The following is a 17,669-nucleotide window of genomic DNA, read 5'->3' on the forward strand; positions in this document are numbered from 1 at the left end:
CCCCCTCACTTCGGTGAGGGGGCCTTCCTGCTTGCCGTACGGGCGGGGTCAGGCCCGGAGGTAGGTGAGGACGGCGAGGACCCGGCGGTGGGTGTCCTCCGCCGGGGGCAGGTCCAGCTTGGCCAGGATGTTGCCGATGTGCTTGCCGACGGCGGCCTCGGTCACGACGAGGCGGCGGGCGATCGCCCCGTTGGAACGGCCCTCCGCGACCAGGCCGAGCACCTCCCGCTCGCGCGGGGTCAGCGCCTCCAGGGGGTCCCGGTGCCGGCGGAGCAGCTGCCGTACGACCTCCGGGTCGACGACCGTGCCGCCGTCCGCGACCCGGGCCAGGGCGTCCGCGAACTCCTCCACCTGCCCGACGCGGTCCTTGAGCAGGTACCCCACGCCGGTGCCGTCGCCCGCGTCGAGGAGGTCGGCGGCGTAGCTGCGCTGCACGTACTGGCTGAGGACGAGGACCGGCAGGCCGGGCCGCTCGGCGCGGAGCGCGACCGCCGCGCGCAGCCCCTCGTCCTGGAAGCCGGGCGGCATCCGGACGTCGGTCACGACGATGTCGGGCCCGTGGGCGGCGACCGCCTCGCGCAGGGCGTCGGCGTCACCGACGGCGGCGACGACCTCGTGGCCGAAGCGGGCCAGGAGTCCGATCAGTCCCTCGCGGAGGAGGACGCCGTCCTCGGCGAGGACGACGCGGAGCTTGCGGTCGGTGCGGGACACGGGATCTCCACTCGCAGGAGGGTCGGCCCGCCCGGCGGGCTCATGATCGTCAGTGTGCCATCGAGGACGGCGATCCGGTCGGCGAGTCCGGTGAGTCCGGAACCTCCGGCCGGGTCGGCGCCCCCGCGCCCGTCGTCCTCGACGTCGAGCCGCAGGACGCCGTCCCGGTGCCGGGCGGTGATCCGGGCCCGGCGGGCGCCGCTGTGCTTGCCGATGTTGGCGAGGGCCTCGCGGCCGGCGAAGTACGCGGCGCTCTCGACGGCGCGGGGCAGCCGGGGCAGCCCTTCGGCGTCGGTGTCCACGGGCACGGCGGAGCGGTCGGCGGCGTCGGCGAGCGCCGGGCCGAGGCCGTAGTCGGCGAGGACCTGGGGGTGGATGCCGTGGATCAGCTCCCGCAGCTCGCCGAGGACCTGCCCGGCCTCCGCGTGGGCCTTCGCCAGCTGCTCGGCGAGCGGGCCGCCGGGCGGGGCGTCGAGCCGGGCCAGGCCCAGGGTCATGGTCAGGGCGACCAGGCGCTGCTGGGCCCCGTCGTGGAGATCGCGCTCGATGCGGCGCCGCTCGGCCTCGAAGGCGTCGACGAGCCGGGCGCGGGAGGCGATGACCTCCCCGATGCCGTCCGACCCCCCGCTCTCCCGGGGCGTGAGCAGGGCCCTCGCGAGGGCGGCGCGGGCACCGGCGACGGCGGCGAGCGGATAGGCGAGGGCGAGGAGGAGGACGGCACCGAGCAGGGCGGCCACGAGGGCCTCCGGATAGGAGGTGACCAGGTACGCCTTGACCACCTTGGCCTCCCGGCCGTCCAGCGCCAGCTGGAAGGGCGCGCCGAGGAGGGCGGCGGGCAGGCCGACGCCGACGGCGAGCGCGAGGAGGTCGAGCGGCCACAGGACGGTGGCGAGCAGCAGGGCGTACGCGAGCTCCCGCCAGGTGGCCTGCTCTTTGGTCCGGGTCCGGAACCAGGCGGCCAGGCCGGGCGCGGTGGGAACGCGGTGCGGGTCGGGGGCGGGGTCCAGGTCGACGATCCCCAGGCGTCGGCGTTCGACACGCCCCAGGGCGATCCCGGAGAGCAGGAGCGGCGGCAGCCCGACGAGGAGCAGCGAGAACACCCCGAGCACCAGGAGCCCTGCCGCCGCCACGGCCCCGACGAGCGCACCGCTCACGAGGTACCCGGCGACCCGCCAGGGCCAGGCCCCGAGGGGAAACCGGGGGCGGGTGAGTGCCTGCCAGGGGGTACGGGGGTTCATGGGGGCCAACGGTAGGACGGGGGCGGAGGGCGTGCCATGGCCCTGGGGGGCGTGGCGGGGGTGGGGCTGGACCTACCGCCGGGGGCTGCGCCCCCGTTGTGGGCAATCGTTCCGCTGGGCGTTACAGGTGGAACGGGTGGTTCGGGGGGTACTGGGACTCCAGGGTGGATCTGGTCGTGGGGGTCAGGGGCTCGTAGGGGGACGTGGGGGCCGGGCGCCACCAGACCGGGTCCGGGCAGCGGAAGGCCGCCTGGCGCAGGGCCGCGCGGTGGATCTTGTTCGTGGCGGTGAGGGGCAGCTCCCGCATGACGCGGACGAAGCGCGGCGGCATCTTCGTGCCCAGGTCCGACTGGGCCGCGAGGAAGTCCGCGAAGGCCGCCGGGTCGAAGGCCTCGCCCTCCCGCAGGGCCAGCGCCGCCATGACCTGGTCCCCCGCCACCGGGTCCGGCACCGCGTAGACGGCGGCCCCGGCGACCCGGTCCCAGCGCGCGAGGATGTTCTCGATCATCGCCGCGGCCAGGTTCTCGCTGTCGACCCGCAGCCGGTCGTCGGTGCGGCCCGCGAAGTAGAGGAAGCCGTTCGCGTCCCGGTAGAAGAGGTCGCCCGTCCAGTACCAGCCGCCGCGCAGCCGCGCCGCCTCCGCCTCCGGGTTGCGCCAGTAGCCCTCGAAGGGCGAGCGGCCCCGGTTGACGAGCTCGCCGACCGCCTCGGTGGCGTTGAGGAGGCGGCCGGTGGGCGAGAAGCGGGCCGGGGCGCACTCCTCGCCCGTGTCGGAGGAGACGACCGCCAGGTCGTCCCCCGGCGCCGCCCGGCCTATCGCGCCCGTCGGCGTGTCCGGGGTCCGCTGGATCGCCGCGCCGCCCTCGGAGGAGCCGTACCCCTCCACGAGCGGCACCCCGAAGCGTTCCCGGAAGCGGGCCGCGTCCACCGCGCCCGCCTCCGTGCCGAAGCCGAGCCGCAGCGGGTGCGCCCGGTCGTCGGGTCCCGGCGGGGTGGCCAGGAGGTACTGGACGGCCCGGCCCACGTACGTGAAGTACGTGGCGCCGAAGCGGCGCACGTCCGGCAGGAAGCGGGAGGCCGAGAAGCGGGCCCGCAGCGCGACCCCGGCCCCGGCGGCGAGCGCGGGCGCCCAGTCGGCGATCACGGCGTTGCCGTGGAACATCGGCATGCAGACGTAGTGGACGTCGTCCGGGCCCACGGAGAAGTGGGAGACGAGGGAGGCGCCGGCCGCCGCAAGGCGTCCCTGGCTGCACAGGGCCGCCTTCGGCGCGCCCGTCGAACCGGAGGTGAAGGAGAGCAGGAAGCGGCTGTCGGGGCGTACGGGGCCGAGCCGGGCCTCGCCGGGGCGGGCGTCCGCGTAGGGGGCGAGGAGCTCCCGGTACGCCTCGGTGTCCGTGACCAGGATCCGCAGGCCCGGCAGCGCGAGCCCGTCGAGGAGCGGCAGGTGGGCGCGCTGGGTGACGAGGACCCGGCAGGCGGTGTGCCGGATGTCCCGGGCGAGTTCGGCACCGCGCCGGGTGGGGTTGATCCCGGCGACGGCGGCCCCCGCGAGGGCCGCCGCGCTGAGCCAGAGCGGGTACTCCGGCGTGTTGTCGAGCAGGATGCCGAGGTGCGGCTCGCCCCCCGGCACGGGTGGCATCAGGTCCACGAGCAGCGCGGCCCGCGCGGCGGCTCCGGCGGCGACCTGGTGGTGGGTGAGGGTGTGGTGCTCGTCCCTCAGACCGGTCCGGTGGTCGCCCCACTGGCGCCGTACGAGCTCCGCGACGGTGTCCGCGCTCCTCATGGGCCGGACTTTAACTGACCCTCCGTCAGAACTGAACGGTCAGAACGAGACGTCCGAGCAGGCGTAGAAGGCGTTCCCGGTGTCCGCGATCGTCCACACCGCCAGGATCAGGTGCCGGCCCGTCTTGCCCGCCGGGATCGTCCCGGAGTGGGTGAGCGTCGACGGCGGCTGCTGGTTGTTGTAGGGGATGGTCAGGAACGGCTGGGGGTCGAGGTCGGCCCGGGTCAGGGCCCTGGTCCCGGTCCAGCCGTTCTTGGTGATGTAGTAGCGGAAGTCCGTGGTGGCGTGGCGGGCGGTGAACTGCCACCGGAAGCCGTAGCTCTGCCCCGACACGAGCTTCGTCGTGGGCCAGGCGCCGCCCCGGGGGTCGTCGAGCTGCGCGAAGCGGGAGTTCCCGCCGGCGCAGATCTTCCCGTCGGCGGGCCCCGCGGCCGGGAAGCCCTTGAGCCCCTCGACCGACTGCGGCTCCCACTGGATGTCGCCGCAGTTGGTCACGGTGCCGTTGGCGCAGAGCTTCTGACGGCTGATCGGCGCGTCGGTGTAGCCGTGGCTCCCGGCGGTGCCGGTGCCCAGGAAGGTGACGCCGGCGACGCCGAGCGCCACCACCGCCGCCCCGACTGACTTTTTGCGCATGCTGTCGCTCCTGGAGAACGTGGGGGAGTTCTGTCGGGCCGTGCGCGCGCGTACGGGTACTGCTCCACTGCTTCACTCGTGCTTTGGTCTGGACCAACTATCAAGGTAGGGACGGAAGTTGAACATGTCCATCCCCGTCACGCACCCTCCACCGGGCCCGTCCTGCCCGTGTAGAACGCCACCGTCAGGTCCTTGACCAGCGCCTTGCGCTCGTAGTCGTCCAGCTCCACCAGACCACGACTGGTCAGCCGGTGGACCACGTCGTCCACCGCGTCCACCACCGAGGTCAGGACGCTGTCCCGGTGCTTCGCGTCGATCGCCGCGATCCGGCGCCGGCGCATCGCCGCCGCCACCTCCGGCGCGTACTCGATGCGCGTCGGCTGCGCCGAGAACACGTCCACGCCGACCGGGGCGCACTCCGCCGACAGCATCCGCGTCAGCGCCTCGCCGACCGCCTCCGCGTCCCGCAGCGTCGGCGCGTCCTCGTGGAACGCGTCCGCCGGAAGCTGCGAAAGCACCCGGGCCATCGCCGCCTCCACCTGCTCCCGCAGGTACTCCTCGTGCCCGTCCACCCCGAGCGCCGCCCGGACCGTGTCCCGCACCCGCCACACCACCAGGACGGTCACGTCGAGCGCGGTGCCCTTCGCGTCCACCGCCGACAGCGGCTCACTGCGCCAGTGCCGCAGCCGCACGTCCACCCGGCGGCGCAGCAGCAGCGGACTGACCCACACCAGGCCCGTACGGCGGACCGTGCCCCGGTAGTCGCCGAACAGCGTCAGCACCCAGGCGTAGCCGACCCGGCCCCGGCCGAGACCGCCCAGCGCGAACAGGGCGAGCACCACGCCGAGGGCCAGGAGGGCCCACTGCCCGAGATGGATGCCGTGGTACGGGCGCGTCGGCAGCCGCAGCATCCGCGCGGCCTCGGCGGGCACCGCCCCCGTCCACCACACGATCGCCGCGCACCCGGCGACCGCCAGCGTTCCCGCGACGACCCCGACCCACCCGGGCAGCACCGGCCCCGGGCGCTCGACGAGCCCGGGATCGGCGGTGGGGGCGGGGCGGGAGGCAGAGGCCGCCGGGGGGCGGGACCGCGTCTGGGAACGGGACTGGAGCTGGGGGTTGGGCTGAGGGCCGGGCTGGAGCCGGGGACGGGAGTGAGGCCGAGAGTCGGGCTGAGGCTGGGACCCGGGCTGGAGCCCGGGTTGGGCCTTGGGCTGCGGTTTCGGCTTGGATTCCGGTGTGGGCCGCGGACCGGACTGCCGCTTGGTCCGGGACTCCGAGTCCGGCCCGGCCGGGGCCTGGACCTTCGACGGGCCCGGGATGGCGGGCTTGCGGCCCGCCGCCGGCGGGGTCGGCGCGGCCATGGAGACGGTGTCGGGTCCCCCGTCGTCGTCCGCCGCGACGGGGACGGGGGTCTCCGGCCCGTCCCGGAAGAGCAGGTGCACCGGGATGGCGCCGGTCGTCTCGGTCCCGATCACGTTCTTCCGCCGCGAGACCCGCACCACGGCGGCGACGGGCACCGCGACGGCACCGACCCCCGCCCCCCGGATCCGCCCGAAGTCGAGCGCGTCGGCGGGGGCGGGCTCGTCGGCGGGGTTCTCGGCGGGGCGGTCGCCGCCCGGGGCCGGGGCCCCCGTATCCGTACCGGCAACGGAACCGCCCGGGGCGACGGCCTCCGGGCCGGAGGCGGGCCCGACCGAAAGCACCGGCGCGGCGGCGACCGCCGGCATCGCCCCCGCCGGGGCGGGCACCGCCTCACCCGGAGCCGGCTCCGACACCGGCGCCGACGCCGGATCGATCGGAGCCAGAGTCGGTACCGGTACCGGCTCCGCTGCCTGAGCGATCGGCATCGCCGCCTCCGGCCCCGGCGCGGGCGGCGTCCCCTCCCCCGGCGGTTCCGGGGTGGTCGGAGGGCAGCCCGGATCCGGCGGGGACGTGCGCGGGAGGGTGCCGTCCGTCAGGCGTCTGGCGGTGCGGGCCGCGTCACGCGAGGCCGCCGCGCCGGAGTCCGCGGGGTTCGGGGTCGATGCCGTCATTCGGGTCCACCTCATGCTCTCGGGGTCATCGGAACAAACGCCGCCAGGTCTCCGGGCCCGGGTAGCCGTCGGCCGCCGCGCCGCGCCAGCCCTGCGCCCGCTGGAACGCCTCGACGTTGCGGCGGTCCGCCTCCGTCCAGCGCGGACCGGGTCCCGACAGGTAGTGCTTGCCGAAGCCCCGCTTCACCAGTTGTTTGCCCAGCTTCTCCACATATGCGCTGGATTGGCCCGGACGGAAGTAGCCACGCCCGGGGAACCCCGTCGCATTCGTGCTCGGACCGCCCGAACCACTCGAACCGCCGATGTCCTTGCCCCCGCCGGTCACGAGGAGCCGCCACGTCTGCGGCCCGGGCAGGCCGTCCGCGCCCTTGCCCTTCCAGCCCTGCGCGAGCTGGAACGCCTCGGTGGCCCTGCGGTCCGCCTCGCCCCACCTCGGTCCGGGGCCCCGGGTGTAGAACTTCTTGCCGCCGCGCGTGACGAGGAGCTGCCCGAGCCGGGTGACGTACCCGTTGTCCGAGCCGGGGCCGAACATCCCCGCCCCCGGGTACGCGGCCGACTCCGTGGGCTCCGCCCCGCCGCCGGTGCTGCCGCCGCTCACCACGCCCTTGTAGCGGTAGGGCACGTACCGGTCGGAGTTCTCCCAGTACGCCATCGGCGTCGCCTGCTTCCGCGTGTGCGGCTTGGTCTGCTCGTAGGCGATGTAGGAGGTGTGGGTGTAGTCGGTCCAGCCGCCGAAGATCACGACGTGCGAGCCGCGGGTCGGACTGTCCGGGTTGTGGAAGAGGAGGATGTCGCCGGGCTGGAGCTCGGTGCGGTCGATGCGCACGGCGAAGCGGTCGAGGCTGCCGGTCCACTCGTTGCTGCTCAGGTTCCAGGCCATGGAGATGTAGCCGGAGCAGTCCTGGCGGTAGCCGTCCGACCAGTACTTCTCCATGGAGTACGGGACTTCCGCGGCGACCCACTTCTTGGCCCGGTTGATGATCTCGGAGCGGGTGGTCTCCCGCAGCGTCTCCGTCGAGATCTGACTGGTCGTCGGGGCGGCGCCCGGGGCCGGTCCGGAACCCGGCAGGCCGTGCAGCGGCCCCCGCCCGCCCTGGGGGGTGTCGGATCCCGGCAGGGAGGCGCGGGTGGAGTCGGCGGAGCCCGGCGGGCCGGTGAGGGCGGCCGCCGCCCCGGCCCCGCCTCCCCCCAGGGCCACGCCCGCCGCCGTCACCAGGACCAGCGCGCGACGGGCGCCGTGCGCCGCCGGGTGGCCGCCCGCCCGGACGGGCAGGCCCAGGGCGAGGTCACGCCGCTGCCGGGCGCAGCCCGGGCAGCCGCAGTCGGCCGCGGGTTCGAACTCCTCGAAAACCGGCACGCTCATGTGATCCCCTCCACACTCGTCAAGATCTTTTGGCCCTCGTTTCGGGCGTCAGTGTCTCAACTGTCTGGACAAATCGCATTTTGACGGATCGAAGGCCCGATACGACCATCCGACAGGCCGGTGGCGACCGGTATTGGTCGGGAGCACCCCTCCACGTCAGGTAGAGTTCTCTTTGTCAGCAGGCGCCGCTAGCTCAGTTGGTTAGAGCAGCTGACTCTTAATCAGCGGGTCCGGGGTTCGAGTCCCTGGCGGCGCACGCAGAGCCAAGGCCCCTCACCGATGGTGAGGGGCCTTGGTCTTTCTCCGGATCTTCGGTCTTCGGATCTTCCGCGCCGACTACGGTGCGCTCTCGCCCGTCAGGTACGCCGAGACCACCACGTTCGCCGTGTACGCCCCCGTGGCCCGGTCGAAGGTGCCGCCGCAGGTGATCAGGCGCAGCTCGGCGCGGTGGGGGTCGCGGGCACCGTAGGCCTTGGCCGCGTCGAAGTGCTCGCGCGGGAAGACCTGGACGTCGTCGACGGTGAACTCGGCGACCGATCCGTCCGTCCGGGTGACGCGGACCTTCGCGCCGGGGCGGGCCGCGCTCAGGCCGTAGAAGACGGCCTTGCGGGTCTCGGTGTCGACGTGGCCGACGAGGAGGGCGGCGCCGGCCGCGCCCGGCCGGGTGCCGGAGCCGTACCAGCCCACCGTGTGGGGCATCTCGAAGGGCGGCGGGTCGACCGCGCCCGTGTCGTCCAGGCCGCGCGCCACGACGGGCGCGCTGATGCCCAGGGAGGGGATCTCGACCCGGCGGGGTTCGAGGGGCGGCAGCGGGCCGTGGGCCGGGGGCAGCTCGACGCCGAGGGGGCGGCCGACGGCGGCGATGTCGCCGGTGGTCGGCGCGGAGCCGCCGCCGGGGCCGTCGGTGGCCTCGCGGCCCCAGAGCCAGAGCCCGGACAGCAGGAGGGCCCAGGTCACGCCCGTGACGAGTCGCCCGGTGCCCGCCGGGCGGGTGCCGGACGACACGCTCACTTCCCGTCGCCGCCGGGGCGGCGGCGGGCGCTGCGGAAGGCGACCGACACGGCGGCGAGCGCGGCCATGCCGAGGCCGAGCAGGGTGTACGGGGTGCCGAGGCCGCTCTCGGAGGTCGTCTGGGCGACGCCGGGGGCCACCGGCGCGGCGAAGGCCGCGGTCCCTCCCCCGCCGGCGCGCACCGGGGCCACGGGGCTGGGGTGGTGCGTCGGCTGGTGCGTGGGCTCGTGCGTGGGCCGGCGGGTGGGCTCCTGCCGGTGCCGGACCCGCACGGTGCCGGCGTCCGGGTGGTCGTGGCCGTCGCAGGTCACGCCGATCTCGTACGTACCGTCCAGGAGGCCCGAGCGGAGGGTGGTGTCGCCGAACAGCGGGTTCCCGCCCCCGTCCCGGCCGGTGAGCTCCGCGTCGGCGACGAAGGCCTTGGACTTGGCGGCGCCGGTCGTGCCCTTGCAGCCCTGGACGCGGACGTCGACGTCGGCGCCGGGCGCGGCGGTGGACGGGGTGACGGTGGCCTTCACCCCGTCGTGGGCGTACGCGCCGCCGGCCGCCGGTGCCAGGACGAGCACCAGGGCCGCCCCTGCGGCACGGAGAGCAATGGGACCTGAACGCATCGTGACCTCCTGATACTGGCAGGGTCACCCGGATCCGCGCTTCTCGCATCCGCAGGGGGCGGCGTCGGGGGTCCTACACGCGGTCGACGATGTCCGCGATCGACTGGACGACCTTCGACGGGCGGAACGGGAAGCGGTCGATCTCCGCCTGCGTGGTCAGACCGGTCAGGACCAGGAAGGTCTGCATGCCCGCCTCCAGACCGGCCAGGATGTCGGTGTCCATCCGGTCGCCGATCATCGCGCTGGACTCGGAGTGGGCGCCGATCGCGTTGAGGCCGGTGCGCATCATGAGCGGGTTCGGCTTGCCCGCGAAGTACGGCTCCTTGCCGGTGGCCTTCGTGATGAGGGCGGCGACCGAGCCGGTGGCGGGGAGCGGGCCCTCCAGGGAGGGGCCGGTCTCGTCGGGGTTGGTGCAGATGAAGCGGGCGCCGTTGTTGATGAGGCGGACGGCCTTGGTCATCGCCTCGAAGGAGTACGTGCGGGTCTCGCCGAGCACCACGTAGTCGGGGTCGTGGTCGGTGAGGACGTAGCCGATGTCGTGGAGGGCGGTGGTGAGGCCGGCCTCGCCGATGACGTACGCGGTGCCGCCGGGGCGCTGGTCGTCGAGGAACTTGGCGGTGGCGAGGGCCGAGGTCCAGATGTTCTCGACGGGGACTTCGAGCCCCATGCGGGCGAGGCGGGCGTGCAGGTCGCGGGCCGTGTAGATCGAGTTGTTGGTGAGGACCAGGAACGGCTTCCCGGTCTCCCGCAGCTTCTTGATGAACGCGTCGGCGCCGGGGATCGGCACGCCCTCGTGGATGAGGACGCCGTCCATGTCGGTCAGCCAGGATTCGATCGGCTTGCGCTCTGCCATGGGTGCGGGACTCCTGCCGTACAAACGTGACGAACGTGCGGTGTGCTGGGGGCGACGCGACGACGCTGTGGCGACGCCCCCAGCCTAGGTCAGGATGTCGTGATCTTGACCCCGTCGATCGTCCAGTACCAGTTGTTGGAGCCCGTGTAACGGAAACGGAAGCTGACGTTCGAGGCTCCGGCGGGCACGGCGACCGTGACCGACTGGGGCTGCGAGATCACATCGGCCGTGTAGCTCTTGACCACCGTCGGCGTACCGCCGTTGAAGCTCACCAGGATCTGGGCGGTCTGCGGCGCCTCCTGGCGGTAGAAGGTCGTGAAGTCGAGCGTCACGGCGGACGCGCCGGAGACGGCGTACGCGGGCGTGACCAGGGTCGAGTCGTACGTACCGGAGAAGGTCTTGTCGGCCCACTCGTCGGAGTCGGCGACGGCGAAGACGCCCCGGGCGCGGACGTTGAGCTCGCGGGACTGGTCGCGCTGGGCGCGGGACCAGAACTCGTCGGTGGCGAAGGACCAGCCGCGCCACTCGGTCACGCCGCCGGTGCCCATGGCGTTGTTGATGACGGACCAGCCGCTCGGCGCGGTGTGGGTGAAGCCGAGGACCCCGGCGGGGATGCCGGTCTCGTCGACGCGGCCGGAGAGGGACGGGTAGAGGGTGTCGAAGGGGTCGGTGGACCGAAGCTGGATCGGCTTGCCGTCGAGGCCCCAGGACGGGTCGGGGACGATGCCGAGCTGGTGGAAGACGGTGGCGGCGACGTCGACGAGCCGGGTGTCGATGGGGCGGGCTCCGGCGGCGATGCCGGGGCCCTGGGCGAGGACGAAGGTGCGCCGCTCCTCGATGCTGGAGCCGCCGTGGCCGCCGGGGTCGGTGTGGCCGTGGTCGGTGGCGACGATGACGGTCCAGCGCTCGGTGGCGTACGTCGGGCGGGCCTGGATCGCGGCGAGGAGGCGGCCGAGGTAGCCGTCCTGGACGGCGATGGCGTCGAGGTACTTCTGGCTGGCGGCGCCGTAGTTGTGGCCGATCTCGTCCGTCTCGCCGAAGTAGACGAAGAGGACGTCGGGGTTCTGGTTGCGGAGGACGTCCTCGGTGATGTCGGTGATCGCGAGGTCGTTGACCGCGTAGTCGTTGTTGTAGACGAGCTTGGCGTCGGCGCCGGGGGTCACGGTGCCGTGGGTGTCGAGCTCGGGCCAGTCGACGGCGGCGAAGAGCGAGAGCTCGGGGCGGACCTGGTTCAGACGGGCGAGGAATCCGGGGTACTGGCCGTAGTTCTTGCCGGTGAAGGTGTTGTCCTTCACGCCGTGCTTGTCGGGCCACACGCCGGTGGAGATCGTCGACCAGCCCGGGCCGGAGAGGGTGCCGGCCATCGGGTTGGCGTAGAGCAGGGAGCACCCGTAGGTGCCGTTCGCCATCAGGGACTTGAGGGCGGGGGCCTGGGCGGCGTCGATCCGGTCGTACCGCAGGCCGTCCATGCCGACGAAGAGCACCTTGTCCTTGCTGGTGCCGTTCGGGAGCGTCGGGGCGGTGGCCGCGAGGGCGGCGGGGGCGGTGGCGATTCCGGTGGCGGCGACGGCCGCGGTGGCACCGGCGGCGGCGAGCACGGTGCGGCGGGAGATGCCGGTGATCGGCATGTCGGAGTCCTCCGAGGGAGTGTGTCGGGACGCGCCGACGCCCCTGATTCCTCAGGGGCGTTGGTCCGTACCCGTTATCTTTCCGCGATGTTCGGAGGCTTTCCAGGGGCGGTGGGTGAACTCTTAGCTTCCGGTCGCGGACTTCCACGCGTCGACGTACGCCGCGAGGTTCTTGTCGATGTCGGCCCAGTCCGGCTCGAAGACCTCGACGCCCTCCATCAGCTCGGCCAGGGCGATCGCGTTGGCGTCGGTGGTCTTGACGTCCTTGCGGGCCGGGAAGCCGCCGCCGATCGCGCTGACCTCGCGCTGGGCGCCCTCGCTCAGCATGAAGTCGAGGAGCTTCCTGCCGTTCTCGGTGTGCGGGGCCTTGTCCACCAGACCGGCGGCGTACGGCAAGGCGAAGGTGGTGGGCTTGCCGCCGTCCTTGGCCGGGAACCAGATGCCGAGGTTCGGCATGGACTTGGCCTGGGCGAAGTTCATCTGGACGTCGCCGTTGGCGACGAGGAGCTCGCCCTTGTCCACCTTGGGGGCGAGCTTGGAGGTGGAGGAGGACGGGCCGACGTTGTTGGCCTGGAGCTTCTTCAGGTACTCCATCGCCGGCTCCTTGCCGCCGAAGTCGTGCATCGCCTTGATGAGGACGGCGGTGCCGTCGCCCGCGACGCCGGGGGTGGAGTACTGGAGCTTGTCCTTGTACTTCGCGTCGAGCAGCTCCTCCCAGGTCTTCGGGGCCTGGGGCAGCTCCTTCTTGTTGTGGACGAAGCCGAAGTAGTTGTTGACGACGGAGGTCCAGGTGCCGTCGTCCGACTTGTCGGCGCCGTCGACCTGGTCGGAGCCCTTCGGCTCGTACGACTGGAGCAGCCCCTTGGAGCCGGCCTGCTGGATGAAGGGCGGCAGGGTGACGAGGAGGTCGGCCTGCGTGTTGCTCTTCTCGCGGAGGGCGCGCTGCACCATCTCGCCGGAGCCGCCCTCGACGTACTTGACCTTGATGCCGGTCTCCTTCTCGAAGTCGGCGAAGACCTTGTCGTACCAGCCGTCGCCCTTCTCGCCCTTGAGGCCGTCGGCGCTGTAGACGGTGACGACCTTCTCGTCGGCGGCGTCGGAGGAGCCGCCGCAGGCGGTGAGCGTGGCGGCGAGGACGAGGGCGCCGGTGACGGCGGCGACCGGCTTGGCGTACGTACGCATAACGTTGTTCTCTCCTAGCGGTACTTAGCGGTACGAGCGGTACTCAGCGGTACGAGGCTTTGGTACGGATACGGGAGACGGCGAGCAGCGCGAGCAGCGTCGCGGCCATGAGGACCACGGCCAGCGCCGAGCCGGTGAACAGGGAGCCGCGGTCGGTGGCGGTGAAGATGAGCACCGGCAGCGGCATCCAGTCCGGCGGGTAGAGCATCATCGTGGCGCTGAGCTCCCCCATGGACAGGGCGAAGCAGAGCCCGGCGGCCGCGGTCAGGGACGGCAGCAGGAGCGGGAGCCTCACCCGGAACAGGACGTACGAGGGGCGGGCGCCGAGGCTGGCCGCCGCCTGCTCGTACATCGGGTCCAGGCGCCGGATGGCCGCCGAGACCGACTGGTGGGCGAAGGCCGTGACCAGGACGGTGTGCGCGAGGATCACGATCCAGCGCGTGCCGTTGAGGAGCACCGGCGGCTTCGAGAAGGCGACGAGGACCGCGAGGCCGACGACGACGGACGGCACGGCGACCGGCAGCATGAACAGGGCGTCGAGCAGCCGCTTGCCCTTCTTCCCGAGAGCCGCCGCGGCGAGCGCCGCCCAGGTGCCGACGGTCAGCGCGATCACGCTCGCGGTGACGGCCGTGACCAGGCTGGTGGTGAGCGCCTGGAGGGACTCCCCGCGCACGGCCGCCGCGTAGTGGGCGGTGGTGGGTCCGGAGGGGAAGGCGCCGGACCAGTGGGTGGAGAACGAGGCGGTCAGGATGACGAGGAGGGGCAGGGCGAAGAGCGGGACGAAGAGGACCGCGAGCACGGCCCAGGCCGTCCACCTGCCCGTACGGCTATGCACCAGCACGGCGGCTCACCCCCCGGTAGAGGACGTAGAGGCCGACCGAGAGCGCGACGTTGACGACGGCGACGACGCAGGCGGCGGCGTAGTCGGATTCGAGGATCGCCTTGCCGTAGACGAGCATCGGGAGGGTCGTGACGCCCTTGGCGCCGGTGAAGAGGACGATCCCGAACTCGTTGAGGCACATGACGAGGACGAGGCTGCCGCCGGCGGCGAGCGCGGGCAGCGCCTCGGGCAGGATCACCTGCCGCACGATCCGCAGCGGCCGCGCCCCGAGCGAGGACGCCACCTCCAGCTGCGCGGTCTCCATCTGCGAGAACGCGGCGAGCAGCGGGCGCATCACGAACGGCGTGAAGTACGTGATCTCGGCGAGGAGCACCCCCCACGGGGTGGTGAGGAAGTGGAACGGCCCTTCGGCCGCACCCGTGACGTCCGTCCACAACCCGTTCGCCATGCCGACCGTGCCGTAGACGAACAGCAGCGCGAGCGTGATCAGGAACGACGGGAAGGAGAGGAAGACGTCGATGGACTTCGCCACCGCCTTCCCTCCGGGGAACGGCACGAACGCGATCACCAGCGCCAGCACGAAGCCGAGGACGAGACATCCGACGGTGGCGGCGACGGCCAGCCACACGGTGGTGACGAGCGCCTCCCGGAACGCCGTGGAGGCGAAGACCTCGGCGTACGCACCGGGGGCGAGGGACTCCTGGACGACGAGGGCGAGGGGGTAGAGGAAGACGAGGGCGAGGACGGCGACGGGGGGAAGGGCCCAGACCGTTGTGGGCAATCGTCCGCCGGGGGCGGAACGGGTGGGCACAACCCCAGGTGCGGCCCGCCGTTCGATGAGACCTTCAGCCATCGCTGACCCCTGCGGACAGCAGCACCGCGTCGTCCGGTGCGAAGTGGAGCTTCACCTCGGTGCCGAGCGCCGGCGTCTCCTTGAGCTCCCGTACGTCCGCCTTCACGCGGTGCCCGCCCACCTCGACGTACAACCGGTGGGTGGACCCCCGCCACTGGACCTCGGTGATCCGCCCGCTCAGGGCGTTCGGCCCGGGGCCGAGGCCGACGAGGTGCGGCCGGACGCAGAGGGTGGCGGTCGCACCGGGCGCGGCCTCGGAAGCCGGCACCTCCAGCTCGACGCCCTCGAAGGTGACCCCCTTCGTGCCGACCGTCACCGGCAGCAGGTTCGCGTTGCCGACGAACGAGGCCGTGAACTCCGTACGGGGCCGCCGGTACAGGTCCTGCGGGGTGCCGCAGTCCTGGAGCCTCGCCTTGTCCATGACGGCGATCCGGTCGGCGAGGGTCAGCGCCTCGACCTGGTCGTGGGTGACGTACAGGATCGACACGTCGGGGAGTTCGCGGTGGAGCCGGGCCAGTTCGGCGAGCATCCCGGAGCGCAGCTGGGCGTCGAGCGCCGAGAGGGGTTCGTCGAGGAGGAGGACGTTCGGCCGGATGGCGAGCGCGCGGGCGATGGCGACGCGCTGCTGCTGGCCGCCGGAGAGCTCCCGGGGGTAGCGCTGGGCGTAGGCCGCCATGCCGGTCATCTCCAGGGCTTCGGCGACCCGCCCCGGGATCTCGCCCTTCGGCGCCTTCTGGGCCTTCAGGCCGAAGGCGACGTTGGCGTCCACCCTGAGGTGGGGGAAGAGGGCGTACTGCTGGACGACCATGCCGATGCCCCGCTTGTACGGCGGGAGCGCGGTGACGTCGCGGTCGCCGATGAACACCCGCCCGGAGGCCGGCCGGACGAATCCGGCGACGGCCCGCAGCGCGGTCGTCTTGCCGGAGCCGGAGGGCCCGAGGAGCGCCATGACCTCGCCGGGTTCGACGGTGAGGTCGAGGGAGTCGAGGACGGTGCTGCTCCCGTAGGTGACGGTGACGCCGTCGAAGCGGATGCCGCTGGTCATGCCTCGTACGCCCCTATCAGGGACGGGAGTTCCGCGACCGAGGCGAGGACGTGCGTGGCGCCGTGCTCCTTGAGGGCTGTCTCGTCGTGCGCGCCCGTCAGGACGCCGGCGACGATCCCGGCGCCGGAGCGGACGCCGCTGAGCATGTCGTACGAGGTGTCGCCCGCGACCGCGATCCGCCGGACGTCGTCGACGGCGCCGGTGCGGAGGAGGGCGGCGAGGACCATGTCCGGGTAGGGGCGGCCCCGGCCGCCCGCGTCCGCCGGGCAGAGGGTCAGCTCGACGAGGTCGCGCCAGCCGAGGGCGTCGAGGATGGCGTCCTGGGTGACGCGGGCGAAGCCGGTGGTGAGGACGACGGTCCGGCCCTGCTCCTTCAGCTCGGCGATGGCCTCGGCCGCGCCGGGGACGGGGGCGATGAGACCGTCGGCGACCAGCTCTCCGTACGCGGCCTCGAAGGCGAGGTTGGCCTGCTGTGCGCGGGTCTCGTCGCCGCCGAAGAGGTGGCGGAAGACGGAGATCTTGGACTCGCCCATGGTGGCGCGGACGTAGTCGATCATCGTGGCGGGGTCTTCGCCGAGGCGTTCGGCGGCGGCCGTGAAGGCCTGCTCGACGAGGCCGCCGTCGGCGACGGTCGTTCCGGCCATGTCGAGGACGACGAGGTTCGTGTCGGTCAGCTGCTTCTTCACGGTGGTCACCAGCCCAGTTCGTTCGCGGTCTTCTCGGCGATGGCGGGCGAGCAGGTCATGCCGCGGCCGCCGGGCCCGGTCACCAGCCACACGCCGTCGCGGACCCGCTGGCGGTGCACGACCCGGCTGGTGTCGACGCACTGCGCGTACACCCCGGCCCAGCGGCGCTCGATCTTCGGCAGCGGGCGGCCGAGGAAGGACTCGACGACGCGGGTGAGGTGCTCGTAGGGGTCTTCGAGGGTGTCGAAGGCGAAGGGGTGCTCGTACTCGTGGGTGTCGCCGATGGTCAGTCCGCCGTCGAGCCGCTGCACCATGAGCAGCTGCATCTTGTGGGCGGCGGCGGTCGGGTCCTGCGCCTGCTTCTCGTTGAGGGCGTCCAGGGCGGGGGACGCGTACGCCGGGTAGTAGCGGAAGGAGTCGGCGTCGGCGACGGAGGTGGTGAGGGGCTCGCCGAGGGGGGCGGTCTGCATCATCTGGAGCCGGACGCGGCGGACGGGTATCTCGCCGGCGACCTCGCGGACGAGACCGGAGAGCCAGGCGCCGGTGCACAGGACGACGGCGTCGCCGGTGTGGGTCTCGCCCCGGTCGTCGCGGACGGCGCTCTCTCCGACGACGTCCCGGACCTCGCGGTTCGGGAGGAAGGTGTAGCGGCCGGTGGCGAGGAGGGCCTCGCGCAGGGCGAGCTGGGCGAGGCGCGGTTCGACGGCCGCGTCCCGCTCGCACCACAGGGCGGCCTCGAAGTCGCCGCGCAGGGCCGGGTTGACCGCGCGGGCCTCGTCGGCGGTGAGCAGCTCGTAGCCGCGGGCGGCGGCGTCGGGGCGGGCGAGGGCGGCCTCGGCGACGGCGAGTTCGAGCCCGTTCCGTACGGGGGTGAGGGAGCCGATGGCCCGGAAGCCGAGGCCGGGGACGCGGGCGCCGATGCCCTCCCAGAGTTCCCGGGCCCGGAGGGCGGTGTCGAGCTCCTCGCCGCCCGCCCGTCCGCTCACCCAGATCTGGCCGAAGTTGCGGAGGGAGGCTCCGCGCGCCTCGGCCTCGCGCTCGATGTGTACGACCTCGTGGCCGCGTTCCACTGCATGCCAGGCGTGCATGGTTCCCACCACGCCGGCTCCTACGACGATCACCTTCATGACGACGACGGTCGCGGGGACGGGTGGACCGGACGGGTCCGGCGGACGACGGGACGGTGAACGGGCCG

The 17,669-nt window shown here is 73.1% G+C and carries 16 protein-coding genes and 1 tRNA gene; 1 reads left to right on the plus strand and 16 read right to left on the minus strand.

Annotation, left to right across the window (positions count from 1 at the left end):
• Positions 1 to 48: 48 nt before the first annotated feature.
• The 6 genes from ACH4TP_RS30420 to ACH4TP_RS30445 form a co-directional block, all read right to left on the minus strand.
• A complete protein-coding gene (locus ACH4TP_RS30420) occupies positions 49 to 711 on the minus strand; it encodes a response regulator (protein ID WP_389222258.1) in 663 nt (220 codons plus the stop codon).
• Positions 642 to 1,949: a sensor domain-containing protein gene (locus ACH4TP_RS30425; RefSeq protein ID WP_398439715.1), complete on the minus strand. Its 1,308-nt coding sequence runs from the start codon at positions 1,947 to 1,949 to the stop codon at positions 642 to 644. The genes ACH4TP_RS30420 and ACH4TP_RS30425 overlap by 70 nt, the downstream gene beginning before the upstream one ends.
• 121 nt (positions 1,950 to 2,070) lie before the next feature.
• A complete protein-coding gene (locus tag ACH4TP_RS30430) occupies positions 2,071 to 3,732 on the minus strand; it encodes an AMP-binding protein (protein ID WP_398188754.1) in 1,662 nt (553 codons plus the stop codon).
• A gap of 39 nt (positions 3,733 to 3,771) precedes the next feature.
• A complete protein-coding gene (locus ACH4TP_RS30435; RefSeq protein WP_389222264.1) occupies positions 3,772 to 4,365 on the minus strand; it encodes a lytic polysaccharide monooxygenase in 594 nt (197 codons plus the stop codon).
• Positions 4,366 to 4,502: 137 nt separating this feature from the next.
• Positions 4,503 to 6,116: an SPFH domain-containing protein gene (locus tag ACH4TP_RS30440; protein WP_398439716.1), complete on the minus strand. Its 1,614-nt coding sequence runs from the start codon at positions 6,114 to 6,116 to the stop codon at positions 4,503 to 4,505.
• Between the two features lie 310 nt (positions 6,117 to 6,426).
• Positions 6,427 to 7,764, minus strand: coding sequence for a peptidoglycan-binding protein (locus tag ACH4TP_RS30445; RefSeq protein WP_389222268.1), 1,338 nt, complete (start codon positions 7,762 to 7,764; stop codon positions 6,427 to 6,429).
• Between the two features lie 182 nt (positions 7,765 to 7,946).
• Here ACH4TP_RS30445 and ACH4TP_RS30450 point away from each other — a divergent pair.
• Positions 7,947 to 8,020, plus strand: a tRNA-Lys gene (locus tag ACH4TP_RS30450).
• An 80-nt stretch (positions 8,021 to 8,100) separates the two neighbouring features.
• Here the strand turns inward: ACH4TP_RS30450 and ACH4TP_RS30455 are convergent.
• The 10 genes from ACH4TP_RS30455 to ACH4TP_RS30500 all read right to left on the minus strand — a co-directional run bounded on the left by ACH4TP_RS30455 (position 8,101) and on the right by ACH4TP_RS30500 (position 17,601).
• Positions 8,101 to 8,769 (minus strand): class F sortase, encoded by a 669-nt coding sequence (locus ACH4TP_RS30455; protein WP_398439718.1) that lies wholly within the window; start codon positions 8,767 to 8,769, stop codon positions 8,101 to 8,103.
• A gap of 2 nt (positions 8,770 to 8,771) precedes the next feature.
• On the minus strand, positions 8,772 to 9,386 hold the full coding sequence (locus ACH4TP_RS30460; RefSeq protein WP_398439719.1) for a hypothetical protein: 615 nt from the start codon (positions 9,384 to 9,386) through the stop codon (positions 8,772 to 8,774).
• Positions 9,387 to 9,459: 73 nt separating this feature from the next.
• On the minus strand, positions 9,460 to 10,239 hold the full coding sequence (locus ACH4TP_RS30465) for an HAD-IIA family hydrolase (protein WP_389222274.1): 780 nt from the start codon (positions 10,237 to 10,239) through the stop codon (positions 9,460 to 9,462).
• Positions 10,240 to 10,328: 89 nt separating this feature from the next.
• Positions 10,329 to 11,867 (minus strand): alkaline phosphatase family protein, encoded by a 1,539-nt coding sequence (locus ACH4TP_RS30470; RefSeq protein WP_398188743.1) that lies wholly within the window; start codon positions 11,865 to 11,867, stop codon positions 10,329 to 10,331.
• Between the two features lie 123 nt (positions 11,868 to 11,990).
• A complete protein-coding gene (locus ACH4TP_RS30475) occupies positions 11,991 to 13,049 on the minus strand; it encodes a 2-aminoethylphosphonate ABC transporter substrate-binding protein (RefSeq protein WP_398439720.1) in 1,059 nt (352 codons plus the stop codon).
• Between the two features lie 43 nt (positions 13,050 to 13,092).
• Positions 13,093 to 13,890 carry an ABC transporter permease gene (locus ACH4TP_RS30480; RefSeq protein WP_398188737.1) on the minus strand — a complete coding sequence of 266 codons (798 nt, stop codon included), beginning with the start codon at positions 13,888 to 13,890 and terminating at the stop codon, positions 13,093 to 13,095.
• Positions 13,877 to 14,743: a 2-aminoethylphosphonate ABC transporter permease subunit gene (locus ACH4TP_RS30485; RefSeq protein WP_389222282.1), complete on the minus strand. Its 867-nt coding sequence runs from the start codon at positions 14,741 to 14,743 to the stop codon at positions 13,877 to 13,879. The genes ACH4TP_RS30480 and ACH4TP_RS30485 overlap by 14 nt, the downstream gene beginning before the upstream one ends.
• Positions 14,736 to 15,788 (minus strand): ABC transporter ATP-binding protein, encoded by a 1,053-nt coding sequence (locus ACH4TP_RS30490; protein ID WP_398439721.1) that lies wholly within the window; start codon positions 15,786 to 15,788, stop codon positions 14,736 to 14,738. Before ACH4TP_RS30490 ends, ACH4TP_RS30485 begins: the two co-directional genes overlap by 8 nt.
• Complete coding sequence (locus ACH4TP_RS30495; protein ID WP_398439722.1) at positions 15,785 to 16,483, minus strand: phosphonatase-like hydrolase; 699 nt, start codon at positions 16,481 to 16,483, stop codon at positions 15,785 to 15,787. Before ACH4TP_RS30495 ends, ACH4TP_RS30490 begins: the two co-directional genes overlap by 4 nt.
• Positions 16,480 to 17,601 (minus strand): TIGR03364 family FAD-dependent oxidoreductase, encoded by a 1,122-nt coding sequence (locus tag ACH4TP_RS30500; RefSeq protein WP_398439723.1) that lies wholly within the window; start codon positions 17,599 to 17,601, stop codon positions 16,480 to 16,482. The genes ACH4TP_RS30495 and ACH4TP_RS30500 overlap by 4 nt, the downstream gene beginning before the upstream one ends.
• Between the last annotated feature and the right edge of the window lie 68 nt (positions 17,602 to 17,669).

Source organism: Streptomyces sp. NPDC021012, from assembly GCF_044333355.1.
GTDB lineage: Bacteria > Actinomycetota > Actinomycetes > Streptomycetales > Streptomycetaceae > Streptomyces.

What these genes read in the sequence shown, in the direction of transcription:
- ACH4TP_RS30435 (WP_389222264.1), bottom strand. Translation starts at nt 4,365, where the DNA reads ATGCGCAAAAAGTCAGTCGGGGCGGCGGTGGTGGCGCTCGGCGTCGCC.
- ACH4TP_RS30485 (WP_389222282.1), bottom strand. Translation starts at nt 14,743, where the DNA reads ATGGCTGAAGGTCTCATCGAACGGCGGGCCGCACCTGGGGTTGTGCCC.
- ACH4TP_RS30425 (WP_398439715.1), bottom strand. Translation starts at nt 1,949, where the DNA reads ATGAACCCCCGTACCCCCTGGCAGGCACTCACCCGCCCCCGGTTTCCC.
- ACH4TP_RS30465 (WP_389222274.1), bottom strand. Translation starts at nt 10,239, where the DNA reads ATGGCAGAGCGCAAGCCGATCGAATCCTGGCTGACCGACATGGACGGC.
- ACH4TP_RS30430 (WP_398188754.1), bottom strand. Translation starts at nt 3,732, where the DNA reads ATGAGGAGCGCGGACACCGTCGCGGAGCTCGTACGGCGCCAGTGGGGC.
- ACH4TP_RS30460 (WP_398439719.1), bottom strand. Translation starts at nt 9,386, where the DNA reads ATGCGTTCAGGTCCCATTGCTCTCCGTGCCGCAGGGGCGGCCCTGGTG.
- ACH4TP_RS30500 (WP_398439723.1), bottom strand. Translation starts at nt 17,601, where the DNA reads ATGAAGGTGATCGTCGTAGGAGCCGGCGTGGTGGGAACCATGCACGCC.
- ACH4TP_RS30490 (WP_398439721.1), bottom strand. Translation starts at nt 15,788, where the DNA reads ATGACCAGCGGCATCCGCTTCGACGGCGTCACCGTCACCTACGGGAGC.
- ACH4TP_RS30445 (WP_389222268.1), bottom strand. Translation starts at nt 7,764, where the DNA reads ATGAGCGTGCCGGTTTTCGAGGAGTTCGAACCCGCGGCCGACTGCGGC.
- ACH4TP_RS30470 (WP_398188743.1), bottom strand. Translation starts at nt 11,867, where the DNA reads ATGCCGATCACCGGCATCTCCCGCCGCACCGTGCTCGCCGCCGCCGGT.
- ACH4TP_RS30475 (WP_398439720.1), bottom strand. Translation starts at nt 13,049, where the DNA reads ATGCGTACGTACGCCAAGCCGGTCGCCGCCGTCACCGGCGCCCTCGTC.